A 14,644-nucleotide genomic window follows, 5' to 3' on the forward strand; every position below is an offset into this window, starting at 1 on the left:
CTCCCCCTAAATCTTAGTTGTATTCGTAGAAACCGCGTCCGGTTTTCTTGCCGAGCCAGCCGGCTTTGACGTATTGGCGCAGGAGCGGGCTTGGACGATATTTGCTGTCGCCGAAACCTTCATGCAGCACTTCCATGATATAGAGGCATGTATCAAGTCCGATAAAGTCAGCCAGCTCCAGCGGTCCCATCGGGTGGTTCATGCCGAGCTTCATCACTTCATCGATCGCTTCTTTTGTTGCGACGCCATCTTGCAGCGTGAAAATCGCTTCGTTGATCATCGGCATCAAGATGCGATTAGCGACAAATCCAGGGAAGTCGTTCACTTCGACCGGCGTCTTCGATAACTTCACCGTCATGTCTTCTACTGCTCGATAAACTTCGTCCGTTGTCGCAAGGCCACGGATGATTTCGACCAATTTCATAACCGGTACCGGATTCATGAAGTGCATGCCGATAACTTGTTCCGGACGGTTTGTCACTGCGGCGATTTCCGTAATTGGGAGAGAGGATGTGTTCGAAGCAAGAATCGCATGCTTCGGTGCCACCTCGTCCAAAGTTTTAAAGATCGTTGATTTGATCTTCATGCTCTCGACAGCCGCTTCGATGACGATATCGACATCATGTGCATCTTTCAAATCCAAAGAAGATTGGATGCGGCCGAGCACTTGTGATTTTTCCTCTTCTGTCATCCGGGCTTTTTCGACGTTGCGTGACAAGTTTTTCGTGATGTTTGCAATGCCGCGCTCACATGCTTCTTGTTTCATGTCATTCAGTTTTACGTTGAATCCAGCTTGTGCGCATACTTGCGCAATACCGGAGCCCATTTGGCCAGCTCCGATGATCATAACGTTTTGTATAGCCATTGTTATTTTTCCCCTTTCGGCACTTCGATCATAACTGCATCGCCTTGTCCGCCGCCTGAGCAGATCGCTGCGATGCCAATCCCGCCGCCGCGACGTTTCAATTCGTAAGCGAGCGTCAAGATGATGCGCGCTCCGCTTGCACCGATCGGATGTCCAAGTGCGACAGAACCACCGTTGACGTTGACTTTCTCTTCATCAAGACCCGCAATTTTCGAACTCGCAAGCGCCACTGCTGCGAATGCTTCGTTGATTTCGAAAAGATCGATGTCTTCAATTTTTTTGCCGGTTTTCTTCAGCAATTGGTTGATGACAATTCCCGGCGTTTCTGGGAATCGGTGCGGTTCGACCGCGACTTCTGTATGCGATAACACATGCGCCAAGATGGTTTTGCCATCTTTTTGCGCGCGCTCTTCACTCATCAATACGAGTGCCGCTGCTCCGTCATTGATTCCTGGTGCATTTCCTGCTGTGATCGTGCCTTCTTTGCCGAATGCCGGGCGCAGTTTCGCAAGAACTTCTGCCGTAGTGCCTTCACGCGGCGATTCGTCCTGGTCGACTTTGATTGGATCACCTTTACGCTGAGGCACTTCTAGCGCTGTGATTTCTTCTGCGAAATGACCGCGGGCTTTGATTGCGCGCTCGTGCGAACGAGCAGACCATTCGTCCTGTCTTTCGCGCGTCAGTTCAAAATCTTCAGCTGTGGTGTTGCCGTATGTGCCCATATGAACTTTGTCCGGATGGAACGAACAAGACAACCCGTCGTGGATCATGCCGTCTACGACTTGTGAATCGCCCATGCGCAAGCCGAAGCGTGCTTTCGGCAAATAATACGGCGCGTTTGACATCGATTCCATGCCGCCTGCGACGATCAATTCTTCGTCTCCTAAACGGATGATCTGGTCGGCAAACGTTACCGAACGCATACCGGATGCACAGACTTTATTGATCGTTTCAGATTTAACGTGGTATGGAATACCGGCTTTTTTTGCTGCCTGGCGGGAAGGGATTTGCCCTTGTCCTGCCTGAAGCACGTTGCCCATGATGACTTCCTGGACATCTTCCGGATTGACTTGTGCGCGCTTGAGTGCTTCCTTGATTGCAGCTGCTCCCAGGTCGCTTGCCGTAAATGAACTGAGTGAACCTCCGAATTTCCCGAATGCTGTACGTGCTCCGTCGATGATTACTGTTTTTGCCATTTTGTATTCCTCCTCATTTTTTGGAAACGTTTTCATAATGCCGAAAAAAATTTAAGCGGACTGACCGGATGCTTTTTGGATTTATAAAGTTGAACGGCTGGTTTGCTTTTCTTGGTGTCCGGCAAATTCCAGCCAGGTTCTCGGGTCATAAGCCGATCCGGCTGTGCGGCAAAAATCGCCGCTTCGCCATCCCGTCTTATGCCTGTCGAACCTGAACGGCTGGTTTGCTTTTCTTGGTGTCCAGCAAATTCCAGCCAGGTTCTCGGGCCATAAGCCGATCCGGCTGTGCGGCAAAAATCGCCGCTTCGCCACCCCGTCTTATGCCTGTCGAACCTGAACGGCTGGTTTGCTTTTCTAGTTGACTGAACGCTCGCTCGGTTAAATCCCAAAAGAAAAGGGAGTGTAGCACTCCCTTTCTTTTTTTCTCTATGCTGTTATTCTACTCAATTTTCTGTCAGTTGGCAAATCGAATTATCCCGCTTTAACGGTCTGTAAGACTCCCACTTCTAAAAGCAGGAGTTCAACAGGCCGGAAAAGTCCGATTGGATCAACTAACAATCAGTGGAGGATGAAGCCCCCCACTGATTGAAGTTTCTCTTTATTGGACAATTTCTTCAACTAGCGGTGCTTCGTTGCCGAGAACAGCCATTTCCAGAAGTTCTGCGACATCATATGTGCCGACTTGCTCTTCGACTTCTTTCGCTTTCGTACCATCTGAAAGCATCGTCAAGCAGTATGGGCATCCGGAAGAGATCATTGTCGGGTTCACTTCAAGCGCCTGTTCGGTACGGGCGACATTGACGCGGTGTCCGGCATCTTCTTCCATCCACATAAGACCTCCGCCCGCTCCACAGCACATGCCGTCTTGGCGGTTGCGGACCATTTCAACGAGTTCGACGCCTTCAATCGCTTTAAGAATCTCACGTGGTGCGTCGTATACATCGTTGTATCGGCCCAAGTAACAGGAGTCGTGGAACGTGATTTTCTCGTTGACTGCAAACTGCGGCTTGAGCTTGCCTTGCTGGACAAGGTCAAAGAGCATTTCCGTATGGTGGTAGACTTCCGCTTCAAAGCCGAAATCCGGGTATTCGTTTTTGAAAATATTATAAGCGTGCGGATCGATTGTGACGATTTTGGTCACGCCCGCTTTTTCGAACTCTTTAATATTGGCCGTTGCGAGCTCCTGGAACAGGAATTCGTTTCCAAGGCGACGCGGTGTATCGCCGGAGTTCTTTTCTTTGTTGCCGAGAATGGCGAACTTGATGCCCGCTTCATTCATCAAGCGCGCAAAGGACAAGGCGATTTTTTGTGAGCGGCTATCGAATGAGCCCATAGAACCGACCCAGAACAGATACTCGAATTCTTCTCCAGCTTTGCTGACTTCTTTCACTGTCGGGATGGAGATATCTGGACGTGCGTCTCTCCAGTTTTCTTTTTCTTTGCGGTTCAAGCCCCATGGATTGCCTTGACGTTCGATGTTGGTCATCGCGCGCTGTGCATCCGGGTCCATCTTCCCTTCCGTCATTACAAGGTAACGGCGCAGGTCGATGATTTTGTCGACGTGCTCGTTCATGACCGGGCACTGGTCTTCACAGTTACGGCAAGTTGTGCAAGCCCAGATTTCTTCTTCCGTGATGACGTCGCCGATCAAGCTTGGGCTGTATAGATCGTCGATGCTGACACCTTCCGCGCCGGCAGCCATCGCTAATTGGTTTCCTTGCGTATTGCTGAATGCCATTGCCGGAACCCATGGTTTTTTCTGCGTCATAACAGCGCCAGTGTTCGTTAAGTTGTCCCGAAGTTTCGTGATGAGATCCATCGGAGACAGCATTTTCCCGGTTCCGGTCGCCGGACACATATTCGTACAGCGTCCACACTCTACGCAAGCGTAGAAGTCGATCATTTGTGCCTGTGTAAAATCCGTAATCTTGCCAACGCCGAATGTTGGCTCCGCATCCGGGTTTTCTTCATCTTCTTCCATTTCCTCAAAGTTGATCGGCTTCAAGCGGCCGACATGATCCAAACGGTGGAACCATGTGTTGACCGGTCCGAAAATAAGATGAGCGTGCTTGGATTGCGGTACGTAGACAAGAAACACCAACAAGAACATTAGATGCGCCCACCACATAATATAGAAAATCGTTGTTGCAGCAATTTCAGGCAACCAAGCGAATGCGCCAGCGATGACGGTTGCGACCGGTTCGGTCCAAGCGCCTTCGTGGCCGTGCCAGATCATGTTCATGCCGTTTCCGACAAGAACAGTGACCATCAAACCACCGATGAAGATCAGGACAAGTCCCGATTTCCAGCCGCGCTTCAAGCGGACGAGTTTTTCAATATAGCGTCTGTAAAATGCCCAGACCACAGCTACAAGAATCATCAGTGTCACGAATTCCTGAAAAAGTGTAAATGCCGGGTACAGTGGACCCAGTGGCAAATGTGAATCGGGCGATAAGCCCTTGATGATAAAATCGATGGCGCTCGCCTGCACGAGCAGGAAGCCATAGAAGAACATCACGTGTATCGCGCCACTCTTTTTATCTTTCAATAATTTTTTCTGGCCAAAGACATTGACCATCACTTTACGGACCCGTTCGTTGAAGTTTTCTTCAAACTCCACTTTTTTTCCAAGTTTGATAAAGTCATAACGCGACTTCAGCAAGTAGATGAACAAGTAGGCAGCGTAAGCGGTTACAAGTAAAAATAAAACCCAGTTAGCGATGAGCAAAAACTCCATCTTTAGTCCCCCTTGTTGATTATGTAACTCCCCAATTCTAATCCAAAGTTTACGTGAACTGCGGCAGAATGTCGATACTATGTTCTAGTTTAAAAGTGAATGAGCATTCAGTCAATAGAAATCTATAATAAATTGATTATTTATTATTTTCATAAGTCGGTATTACGCAAAACAGCTGAGCTCTTGCCTGATAAGCGCAGCTGTTTACCCCACATTTATGGTGTAATCAGTTTCTGTGAGCCTTCCTGCTATATACCGTCAATTATTTGGCAGAAAAAAAGCCGCTTCATTAGCGGCCGTGAAGTTATTCGAGTAACTTGCAAAATTGCGTGCCGAAATGGCGCTTTGCTTCTGGCACTTTGCTTTCTTCGACGCCGATCAGCAAACATGTCGCAGGACCGGCCGATGCTTCACCTAAAAAGCCGTCAGAAAGCGCAACCGTTTTCCCAAACAACTGCTCCGCTTCGTGCGCGATGCCGCGGGATCCGACGGGCCAGATAAGCTCAATCCATCCATTGTCGAGCGCTTTTTTCACGATACGCAAGTCGGCGATCCTGTCTGTTTTCTTTAACACGGCTTCTCCGACAAGCGGCTCGCCATAGACGAACCAATGGAGCTTATCCGCATCCTTTTGTTCACGAACGCGGCGGCCGATCATCGTCACCGCCAGCCCGGATTGTAGAGTCGCCATATTGCTCTCAGTGCTCCCGGAAACTGGCGGCAAAGGGGTGTCCAATTCGGAAAATAACTGCCCGATTCCTTCGATGTAGCGGGACCACTGCTGTTCCCCGCTAAAATTATGAAGCACAATCGCGGAAACTTCCCCTCCCGCGGCCCATTGCTCAGACAGTGCGACGCGGGCGGCAAATTTTGCGACGAGCGCATCCGGCACTTGGACCTCATCGAGCGGCTTTTCTCCTATGGCCGCAGAATTATCCGAAGTGATGATCAGCCCTTCGACAAATAATGCATTGCGCATCAGGCAAACCTCTTCGCCACTTGTACGACAAACGGCGAGACAAGCGCGGCGACAGCGGCATTAATGGAAGCCGCAAGCAATAAACCGGGAACGGATGCATAGAAAAATGCCGGCGACAACAGGAAGTAAAATGGGAGCGCTGCTAAAATGCCGTTGCCGATGATAAATACTCCCCATTTCAGCCAAACCTTTCCGCCTTGATGCAATTTCGCGAACAGCCAGACGATAGCAAACATTTCAGCTGCAATCAATAGATGAAACGGGCCGAGCGGCATGCCGCCAAACATTGCCGACAATAAATGCCCCGCTGCTGCGATAAAACCGGCCAGCGGCGCTGCAAGAAACAAAGCAGCGACAAGTGCTGGCATCGCATCGAGCGCAATTGAGGCAATGCCGAGCGGAATTTTCACCATGCCACCGATTGCCGACAAGCTGATGAAGAGAGCGGCAAGTGCTATTTGCTGTGTCTTCATCCTTACTCTTCCCTTTTTTTCGAACGGCCGCCGTCTTTGAACACTTTGGCACTACGCACGTATTCATTATCAGGTATATCGAGGCGCGCATTGGCGACGCGTGCCGCTGCGAATAGGTAATCGGACAAACGGTTTAAATAACGTTGGACAACCGGCGGAAAATCTTCGCCTGCCTTCGCCAAGCTGACCGTCTGGCGTTCTGCGCGTCGGACGATTGTCCGGGCGATATGCAAAGTTGCCGCTGCCGGCGTGCCTCCCGGAAGGATAAAGCGCTCAAGAAGCGGCGGCTCGTCCATCAATACATCGATGCGCTGTTCGAGACGCTCCACCGATTCTTCGCTCGTTTTGTATTGCGGTGTTTTCCGGACATCCGCCAAATCACCGCCGCAATCGAACAATTCGTTTTGGATCGTCTCCAGATCTTCCAGCAGATCGTCGAAGCGGTCACGCTCGAGTTCCGTCATCGCTTTTCCAATGAAGGAATTCGCTTCATCGATGGTACCGTAAGCTTCCACGCGCGGTGCGTCTTTGTCTGTCCGTGCCCCGATCAAACCTGTCTGTCCTTTATCGCCGGTTTTCGTATAAATATTCATTTTGCCCATCCCCCTTGATTGTTTGTGGTATGCCGTACCAAATGCGTGTAATATGCCGTGCCTGCTTAAATAAATATTGATAGGTCCTGCCTGTAACATCGCGCCATTGCCGCTCGAGCGGATCCAGCGGTACGATGCCACGGCTGATATCCGTCAAAATCCAAATCCGTTCTCCCGGGCTATCTACAAGTTGTTGGACAGCGGCCAGAATAGCTTGTTCAGACTGACGTTCTTCCAGCTGCTTACGGATCCATTGCTCCACCCCGGCAATGATCGCCGTTTGCCCAAGAGCCGGCAGTTCCGTTTCATGCCAGCTAAATGAGGGATCCGCGAGTTGTTCTTTTACGTATTGCCGTTTGCCATTAAAGGCTCCGCCGAATATGATATGCACCGCTGTCCCTCCTTATAGGCCGACTTGCTCGTCCATGCTATCGTATAGCAATGGCCGTGCACCGCTTGCTGCGAAAAAAATGGCTGTCCGTTTGCCCTCGACAATAAATAGCGGATCGGGCCGCCGTGAGTGACGACGGTAAAATCACCAGTCTCAGAAAAACGCTCTACAGCCGCATCGATTCTCCACGCCAACTGCTGAAAATACTCACCGTTTGGCGGTGCCAGTTTTTTTGGATCGTCAATCCAGCTGCGGTAATGCGCATCCATTTCCAAGTCGTTATAGGTCATTTTCTCCCAATCCCCGAAATGCAGTTCCCGAAAATCCGAATCAGCAATGTACTTTGCATTCGGAAAAAATCCTTGTGCCGTTTGCCGGCAACGCAACAGGTCGCTGCCCCAAACAACTTGTTTGGACTCGTCTGGTTGCACGGTGAATGGCAGAACCGGTTCGTCGGTCCAGCCAATATACGCTTTTCGCACATTGCCGGCAGTCGGCGCATGGCGGATCAAACGAAGAATAAAAGCATGCCCCATAACAACAGCTCCATTCCTTCCACAAAAGCACCGAGCAAATCCCCGGTAACTCCGCCGAAGTTTTTTTCACACCATTTTTTATAGAGAACCGTTGCAACAACCGAAGCTAGCACAAAGGCTAAAGCAATCGGCCAGCCGCAGATCAACAATAAAGCTAAAACCATCAAAACGGACCAGGCAGACATTGATATGTATAGTAATTTATGGTCGGTCAAATTTTTAAAATATGCTGCCAGCCCGTCTTTTTTAGCCGGATTTGCCGTATTGAATAATACGACTAAGCCAATCCGGCTGATTATTGGTACAGCCGCAATGGCGAACAGTGGGACGTTCGGGATGAGTTCTGCGAGCAGGATGATCTTTCCGGCAATCGCAAAAATGAGCACCATCACCCCGAAAGCGCCGATTCGCGGATCCCCCATAATGTCGAGCCGTTTCGTCCGGTCCTGATACGAAAAATACGCATCTCCCGTATCTGCGAGCCCGTCCATATGCAATCCGCCCGTTAGCGCCCATAATGCGGCGGCAAGGATAAAAGCAATCAGAAGCGGACTAGCATCTGACATATCGCGCAACAGCCACAAAATTCCTGCGAGCAGCACGCCGAATGAAGCACCCACGAACGGCATCCAGGCATACATCGCCGTCACTTGCGGTTTTTTCACCGGTACTTGTTTATGGATGGGGACGGCCGAGAAAAATTGAAATGCGAGCACTAAGCCCCCGATTGTTCGATTTGCCATCCGCCCCACCATCACTTTCTTCGAATTGCGACGCCGTTTTCCATTTCAATCGCCTGATCGGCGTGACGCGTGAGCCATTGGTGGATCTTCCCGAGCCACTCTTGATATTGAGGCGCAGCAAGCGGCTCATCTAATATTTCGTTTGAGACAATGACAAAACGCGTGGCTTGTTTCCGAATCGCATCAATGGTCTTCTGCAATTCTTTCCATTTTTGATCCATGCATCCTGGCTGTTCCACACATAATTCCCCTTGCTCAAACCCTTCATATAATTCATTTGCGAGCCATGTCGTGACGCAATCCCATAACACTACATCATCCGGTTGGATGAGCGGCAGCACTGCGGATAATTGCTGAGGCTGTTCGATCGTCCACCAGCCGTCTTTAGCGCGGTCTTGCCGGTGGCGTGTAATGCGCTCGGCCATTTCAGAATCATTGGCGACACCGCTCGCGATGTAAAGTCTACGTTCGCCCGGGGCTTTTCGTGCGAGTGATTCAGCATAAGCGCTTTTGCCGCTGCGCACGCCTCCTGAGATAAAAATCAATTCGTGAGCCATTGGTGCATCTCCTTTCGCAGCCGCTCCATTGCCGCAGCTCTTTTCATGCCGATGCGGAACCATTCGCCGTCCATCCCACGAAACGAATACGTATGGCGCAAGACGATTCCTGCTTCAAGCATCGCACGGAAAAACTGTTCTGACTTGGATGGATCCGGCAGACGGAAACAGAGGAAATTCGCTGCTGAAGGAATAAATACACAACCTGCTTCCGTTAAAAAACCTTCCATTTTCTTGCGCTCTTTACTGGCTGCTTCCATGACTTGCACGCGATAAGCCTCTTCGGAAAAGCAGCGGGCTCCGGCTACGGCCGCTAAGCCGTTGACATTCCAATGAGCTGCTCCTTCCGTCAGTTGCCGGATAACAGGCGAATCAGCAACCACATAGCCGAGGCGCAGTCCGGCTAGCGCATACATTTTGGTCATAGAACGGGCGATGATGACGTGCGGATAGTCTTTCAGCCATGGTATGAAGGATGCGTGCTCACCGACAAAGTCGATAAACGCTTCGTCGATGACCAGTTCACAAACCCCTCTGCATAACTCTGCGATCTCCGCCAATTCGTTAATTTCAAGCAAGCGGCCTGTCGGATTGTGAGGGTTGCACACATAAAGTGCATCACAGCCACCGATATTCTTTTTCACTTCTTCTATCTTTAATTTCCAAGCATTAGATTGCTGTAAATTTATTTCCACTATTTGGGCATTTTCAGATTCCAAGGTGCTGCGATATTCCGAAAATGCCGGTTCCACCAACAGCACGCGTTTATTGCGGTAGCGTTTGGCGAGCCAAGTGAATATTTCTGCCGCGCCGTTTCCAGCCGCGACTTGCGCTTTTTCGACTCCGTGATATTGCGCAGCTGCCGTTCGGAACGGTTCGGCTTCGGGATCCGGATATGCCGTCAGCAAACCGAAAAAATCCGGCCATTGTTGTTTTACAAAAGCAGGCGGCCCGAACGGATGGACGTTTTCGCTGAAATCGATGATGTCAGCTGGCTCCCGTTGTCCCGCTTCTTTGTACAAACGATGCGGATTGGCTCCGTGTTCAGGCAATTTCAAACAACATTCCCCCTATCGCAATGAGTACGAAAAAGCTTACAGTGGCAACGTGCATTTGATGCACGGCGCGCCTAATATGCTGTACTTCAAGTTCAACGAGCGGTTCTCCCATTTTCGCGCGAATCAAGCGGACTCCGCTGTAAGAATTGACACCGCCAAGTTCGACCCCAAGCTGCACCGCAGTCGCCGCTTCCAGCCAGCCGCTGTTCGGGCTTGGGTGTTTCGGTGCGTCGCGCAGCCAGATCGACAGCCGCTTTTTCAAGGGCATGCCGCTGTCATTTCTAGTGAGCACAACAATTAAAAAACCGGTTATGCGGCTCGGAACATAGTTTAAGATGTCGTCGAATTTTGCAGAAGCAAACCCGAACGCCCGGAACTCCTCATTTTTATAGCCGACCATGGAATCACACGTATTCACTGCTTTATACAGCCATAGCCCAGGAGCACCAAACAGCAGCGCCCAAAACATCGGCGCGGTAATGCCATCGCTCGTGTTTTCCGATACGGTTTCGACGACTCCGCGGGTAATTTCGCTTTCCCCGAGCGCGTTTGTGTCCCTGCCGACAATCCACGAAAGTTTTTCCCGCGCAAGCGCGAAATCTTTTTGGACAAGCGGCGCGTAAACATCTTCTGCCGCCTGTTTCAAGCTTTTCTGCGACAAACCGGCAGCAATCAAGACAGCTTCAACCGCGACGCCGATCACCGGACTCACTGCATATGCGCCAGAAACGAGCCCAACGGTTATTGAAACGACCGTTATTAAAACAATCGCCAGCATAATAAAGCCATTGCGGAACGCATACTTTGGAACGTTCAGCCGTTTCAGCCAATTGATCAGTGAACCGATCCAGCGCACCGGATGCGGCCACGTCGGGGGATCACCGATCAGGCGGTCGAGCACTAAGCCGAGCCCGATCGCCAGAACATGATAGATCATGTTTTTTTGGCCTCTCGGTAAAGGTGGATCGCTTCTACGGTACATTCAAAAACGCCTGCCCCGATAAGTTTCCCGACTTCTGTGATAGGCCCTGCATAAGGCAGCGCCTCACCCAATTGCGTTGCGGCAACAAGGCAGCTGTCTGTTGATGTTCCGGTCGCCATCGTTCCGGTCAGCGGATCGATAACTTCTTCGTGCTGCAATGCTTTTGTTTTCGCCTCGGTCGCGGTAATCATCGCTTGGATAAACGCTTCATCTGACAAAATGCCGTTAACCATAATCCATGTGTTGATCGTGCCGACGCGCAGTTCGCGCGAAACGGCTTGCGAGACATCGACGCCGTTTCCTACACCAGCTGTCACCGACACGACAATGGTGCCGAAATCAGCCTCGTATTCACGGACGATGGCATGTTCGGTGCGGACAGCAGTCATCATTGCCACTGTATCGGTCGCTTTCAATCCGCTGTCTTCGATATAGCCGACCATTTCTTCATAGCTATTGTCGATGTTATAAGTGGCGTCGACGCGGCGGTTAATGAAATTGCGGAACCAGCCGGACCCTGCATTGACCACTGCGGACGACACGGTCTTTAACGGCCACTCGCTTTGGTAAACGACAAATTCCGGGGTTACCAGAAAATCGCATGCCCGCACGGTTTGCTCTGCTGCGTGTCTGCGCACACCTGGCAATAATGTGATTTGCGGCTTCGGCAATTCCGGATGGGGATGGTTGCTGACGCGCGTTTTGTAGACAGACTCAACATCATGCGTCCTGACGACTTCGTGCGGTTCGCCGATGCGGACAATCCGTCCCTCGTCCAACAGCAGTAGTTCGTCGCAATACATTGCAGCTAAATTGATATCGTGAAAAATGGAGACGACCGTCAGTTCTTTTTCGATCGCTTGTTTTTTGATCGTATCCAATAATTCTTTTTGGTGATTGATGTCGAGATGATTGGTCGGTTCATCAAGCAATAAGATCGAAGCATTTTGCGCCAATGCCTGCGCCACAAAAACACGCTGCTGTTCGCCGCCGGACATTTGTTCGATCAAGGTCGTCTCGTATTGGCTGACGTTCAGGAGTTGCATCGCTTCTTGCACAGCCGCTTCATCTTCTTCGGACCAGGAAGAAAACCAGCCGCTTTGATGCGGGTACCTGCCGAGTGAAATCGTCTCGCGTACCGTGTGGGAAAAGGCATGGGCGTGGAGCTGCGGCAGCACCGCCATTTTCCGGGCCAGTTCTTTTGCCGGAAAATCGGCGAGCGCTCTGCCATCAATCCGCACCTCACCGTCTGTCGGTGGTAAGACGCCGCTGATCAGTTTCATCAACGTCGACTTGCCACTGCCGTTCGGTCCGAGTATGCCGAGCATGCAGCCTTTTTCGACTTGAAAGGATAAGCTATCGACGATTTTTTTATCGCCGTAGCCGCCCGAAATATTTTCGATTTGCAACATTTAAAGCCCTCCTCTACGCTGGCGGAAAAAGATCAATGCGAATATCGGAGCCCCGATAAACGCTGTAATGACGCCAATCGGCAATTCCGTTGGCGAAATGATCATCCGCGCCACCAAGTCACAGACAATCAGCAGTGCCGCTCCGTTAATAAACGATAACGGCAATAAGTGGCGATGATCCGATCCCCAGACGAGCCGCGTCATATGCGGCACGACCAATCCGACAAAACCAATCGTTCCGGACACGGCAACCGCCGCTCCGGTCAACACCGACCCACCAATCAAAATCGCCATCTTGCTTTTTTTGACTTCGACACCTAAGTGCTGTGCTCGCTCTTCGCCGAACAGCATGGCGTTCAATTCCCTGCGGTAAAGCCATAAGACGAACGATCCGATCAGGATAAACGGCAGCGCCATCTGCACATAAGGCCAGCCGCGCATCGATACGCTGCCGAGCAGCCAGCCGATAATCTGCCTGAGCTCTTCGCCAGTCAATGCGATCATCAAGGAAATGATGGAACCTAAAAACGAACTGAAAATAATACCAGTCAAAATGACCGTCTCCATTTTCATCGACCGGTCCACGAGGCGCGCAAAGCCCATCACCGCAAGCATCGTGATCAAGGCACCGATCATGCTAATGACCGGCAAAGTGAACATGCCGAGAAACGGGATGGAAATACCGAAAAAGAGCGTCATCACGGCGCCGACTGCGGCACCGGAAGACACTCCCAAAGTGTAAGGGTCAGCGAGCGGGTTTTTCAGCAATCCTTGAAAAGCCGCTCCTGCAATCGCCAATGCCGCACCGACCAGTCCCGCCAAAACGACACGCGGCATGCGGATATTCCATAAAATATTCGCAGCCATTGCATCAGAAGATGGATTCCAAATAACAGCCGGTGAAATCGGCACGGTCCCCACCGTCACACCCAGCACTACAGATCCACTTAGTAAAAACAGCGAAACCAAGTAGGCGAGTACGGTTTTATTCACCGAATGTCTCCGGGTAAATCAATTCTGCCAGCGTCATTAAGCCTTCCGTTAGGCGTGGGCCTGAACGTGTCACCGTGTCAGAATCCAAATCATAAACGGCATCTTCCTTGACCGCGGTGATATCCGCGTAACCGCTCCGTTCTTTGATCTGCTCGACAGCGTTCTCGACATAAGAACCTTCAGTCGTAATGATGATATCAGGATTGGCCGCGACAACTGCTTCCGGGTCCATGCTGATCCAGCCTTGTTGATCTCCTGCTACGTTTTCTGCTTGAATTATCGTCAGCATTTCATCAATGAACGTGCCCGACCCAGCTGTATAAAGTTCCGGTTCGCTGCCGATTTCCACAAAGACCGACTTCGATTCTTCGACGCCTGCTGCCATTTCTTCAATTTCCGCCACTTGCATTTCCATTTCTTCAACTAAGGCGTCTGCTTCTTCTACTGCACCCGACGCTTGCCCGATGACTGAAATCGTTTCATACACTTCCTCAAAGCTTTCAGCATTTTCCACGACGAAGACGTTCAGTCCGGCATCGCGCAATTGTTGAAGCCCTTCCTTCCCCATACCAAGCCCGGATTCATGAGCTAATACGACATCCGGCTGCAAACTAATGATTTTTTCCACATTGAATTCCTGTCCGCCAATCTTCTCAATATCTGCTACTTCTTCCGGATAATTATCGAAATCAGAAACCCCGACCATTTTTTCGCCGAGCCCCAGTTCGTAAGCAATTTCCGTATTGGAAGGAATCATCGAGACGAATGATTCCGGTTGTTCTTCAATGACGACTTCATCACCCACTGCATCGACTAATGTTACTGGGAATTCCGCTTCCGCCACTTCCGTAGGCGGTTCAGCCGGCGTTTCAACGTCCTGTTCTTCTACCGGTGCCGCCTCGTCGCCGCAACCAGTCAATACGATAGCGGCCATTCCTGCAGCCACCCCAAATTTCCATGTCTTTTTCATCTCTTCTTCCTCCTAGTGTTTTTTTATATTTTCCCTACCAAGCGCTCGCTCGGGAATGAATTGCCCAGTTGCTCAAGCGCTTCCACTTTTCTTGGTGTCCAGTTCCAGCGCCTAGCTCCTCGGGTCATAAGCCACTCTGGCTGTGCGGCTGAAAACATG

General features: G+C 50.8%; 15 protein-coding genes. All 15 read right to left on the bottom strand.

Annotation, left to right across the window (positions count from 1 at the left end; all coding sequences use genetic code 11):
* Positions 1-13 precede the first annotated feature (13 nt).
* The 15 genes from J7E21_RS09615 to J7E21_RS09685 all read right to left on the bottom strand — a co-directional run bounded on the left by J7E21_RS09615 (position 14) and on the right by J7E21_RS09685 (position 14,485).
* Positions 14-865 (bottom strand): 3-hydroxybutyryl-CoA dehydrogenase, encoded by an 852-nt coding sequence (locus J7E21_RS09615; protein WP_215107035.1) that lies wholly within the window; start codon positions 863-865, stop codon positions 14-16.
* 2 nt (positions 866-867) lie between these two features.
* Positions 868-2,061, bottom strand: a complete 1,194-nt coding sequence (locus J7E21_RS09620; protein ID WP_215107037.1) for an acetyl-CoA C-acetyltransferase — start codon at positions 2,059-2,061, stop codon at positions 868-870.
* Between the two features lie 598 nt (positions 2,062-2,659).
* Complete coding sequence (locus J7E21_RS09625) at positions 2,660-4,798, bottom strand: (Fe-S)-binding protein (RefSeq protein ID WP_215107039.1); 2,139 nt, start codon at positions 4,796-4,798, stop codon at positions 2,660-2,662.
* Positions 4,799-5,102: 304 nt separating this feature from the next.
* Positions 5,103-5,777, bottom strand: a complete 675-nt coding sequence (locus J7E21_RS09630; RefSeq protein ID WP_215107041.1) for an alpha-ribazole-5-phosphate synthase — start codon at positions 5,775-5,777, stop codon at positions 5,103-5,105.
* Positions 5,777-6,250, bottom strand: coding sequence for an ECF transporter S component (locus J7E21_RS09635; protein WP_215107042.1), 474 nt, complete (start codon positions 6,248-6,250; stop codon positions 5,777-5,779). Before J7E21_RS09635 ends, J7E21_RS09630 begins: the two co-directional genes overlap by 1 nt.
* Before the next feature lie 2 nt (positions 6,251-6,252).
* A complete protein-coding gene (locus J7E21_RS09640) occupies positions 6,253-6,843 on the bottom strand; it encodes a cob(I)yrinic acid a,c-diamide adenosyltransferase (RefSeq protein ID WP_215107043.1) in 591 nt (196 codons plus the stop codon).
* Positions 6,815-7,234 (bottom strand): bifunctional adenosylcobinamide kinase/adenosylcobinamide-phosphate guanylyltransferase, encoded by a 420-nt coding sequence (locus tag J7E21_RS16285; protein WP_215107044.1) that lies wholly within the window; start codon positions 7,232-7,234, stop codon positions 6,815-6,817. The genes J7E21_RS09640 and J7E21_RS16285 overlap by 29 nt, the downstream gene beginning before the upstream one ends.
* Positions 7,186-7,770 carry a histidine phosphatase family protein gene (locus tag J7E21_RS09650; protein WP_215107045.1) on the bottom strand — a complete coding sequence of 195 codons (585 nt, stop codon included), beginning with the start codon at positions 7,768-7,770 and terminating at the stop codon, positions 7,186-7,188. The genes J7E21_RS16285 and J7E21_RS09650 overlap by 49 nt, the downstream gene beginning before the upstream one ends.
* Complete coding sequence (gene cobS / locus J7E21_RS09655) at positions 7,743-8,513, bottom strand: adenosylcobinamide-GDP ribazoletransferase (protein WP_215107046.1); 771 nt, start codon at positions 8,511-8,513, stop codon at positions 7,743-7,745. The genes J7E21_RS09650 and cobS overlap by 28 nt, the downstream gene beginning before the upstream one ends.
* 11 nt (positions 8,514-8,524) lie before the next feature.
* Positions 8,525-9,070 carry a bifunctional adenosylcobinamide kinase/adenosylcobinamide-phosphate guanylyltransferase gene (locus tag J7E21_RS09660; protein ID WP_215107047.1) on the bottom strand — a complete coding sequence of 182 codons (546 nt, stop codon included), beginning with the start codon at positions 9,068-9,070 and terminating at the stop codon, positions 8,525-8,527.
* Positions 9,055-10,128, bottom strand: a complete 1,074-nt coding sequence (locus tag J7E21_RS09665; protein ID WP_215107049.1) for a pyridoxal phosphate-dependent aminotransferase — start codon at positions 10,126-10,128, stop codon at positions 9,055-9,057. The genes J7E21_RS09660 and J7E21_RS09665 overlap by 16 nt, the downstream gene beginning before the upstream one ends.
* Complete coding sequence (gene cbiB / locus J7E21_RS09670; RefSeq protein WP_215107051.1) at positions 10,115-11,065, bottom strand: adenosylcobinamide-phosphate synthase CbiB; 951 nt, start codon at positions 11,063-11,065, stop codon at positions 10,115-10,117. The genes J7E21_RS09665 and cbiB overlap by 14 nt, the downstream gene beginning before the upstream one ends.
* Complete coding sequence (locus J7E21_RS09675) at positions 11,062-12,522, bottom strand: adenosylcobinamide amidohydrolase (protein WP_215107052.1); 1,461 nt, start codon at positions 12,520-12,522, stop codon at positions 11,062-11,064. Before J7E21_RS09675 ends, cbiB begins: the two co-directional genes overlap by 4 nt.
* Complete coding sequence (locus J7E21_RS09680; RefSeq protein WP_215107055.1) at positions 12,523-13,515, bottom strand: FecCD family ABC transporter permease; 993 nt, start codon at positions 13,513-13,515, stop codon at positions 12,523-12,525.
* Entirely contained in the window at positions 13,508-14,485 is a 978-nt protein-coding gene (locus J7E21_RS09685; RefSeq protein ID WP_215107057.1) for an ABC transporter substrate-binding protein, read from the bottom strand. Before J7E21_RS09685 ends, J7E21_RS09680 begins: the two co-directional genes overlap by 8 nt.
* Between the last annotated feature and the right edge of the window lie 159 nt (positions 14,486-14,644).

Source organism: Planococcus sp. ISL-109 (assembly GCF_018613655.1).
Lineage (GTDB): Bacteria > Bacillota > Bacilli > Bacillales_A > Planococcaceae > Planococcus.

Bases quoted from the DNA above. Each gene is read 5' to 3' on its own strand.
- J7E21_RS09650 (WP_215107045.1), bottom strand. From the start codon at position 7,770: ATGGGGCATGCTTTTATTCTTCGTTTGATCCGCCATGCGCCGACTGCC.
- J7E21_RS09615 (WP_215107035.1), bottom strand. From the start codon at position 865: ATGGCTATACAAAACGTTATGATCATCGGAGCTGGCCAAATGGGCTCC.
- J7E21_RS09660 (WP_215107047.1), bottom strand. From the start codon at position 9,070: ATGGCTCACGAATTGATTTTTATCTCAGGAGGCGTGCGCAGCGGCAAA.
- J7E21_RS09685 (WP_215107057.1), bottom strand. From the start codon at position 14,485: ATGAAAAAGACATGGAAATTTGGGGTGGCTGCAGGAATGGCCGCTATC.
- J7E21_RS09675 (WP_215107052.1), bottom strand. From the start codon at position 12,522: ATGTTGCAAATCGAAAATATTTCGGGCGGCTACGGCGATAAAAAAATC.
- J7E21_RS09635 (WP_215107042.1), bottom strand. From the start codon at position 6,250: ATGAAGACACAGCAAATAGCACTTGCCGCTCTCTTCATCAGCTTGTCG.
- cbiB (WP_215107051.1), bottom strand. From the start codon at position 11,065: ATGATCTATCATGTTCTGGCGATCGGGCTCGGCTTAGTGCTCGACCGC.
- J7E21_RS09620 (WP_215107037.1), bottom strand. From the start codon at position 2,061: ATGGCAAAAACAGTAATCATCGACGGAGCACGTACAGCATTCGGGAAA.
- J7E21_RS09625 (WP_215107039.1), bottom strand. From the start codon at position 4,798: ATGGAGTTTTTGCTCATCGCTAACTGGGTTTTATTTTTACTTGTAACC.
- J7E21_RS09630 (WP_215107041.1), bottom strand. From the start codon at position 5,777: ATGCGCAATGCATTATTTGTCGAAGGGCTGATCATCACTTCGGATAAT.
- cobS (WP_215107046.1), bottom strand. From the start codon at position 8,513: ATGGCAAATCGAACAATCGGGGGCTTAGTGCTCGCATTTCAATTTTTC.
- J7E21_RS09640 (WP_215107043.1), bottom strand. From the start codon at position 6,843: ATGAATATTTATACGAAAACCGGCGATAAAGGACAGACAGGTTTGATC.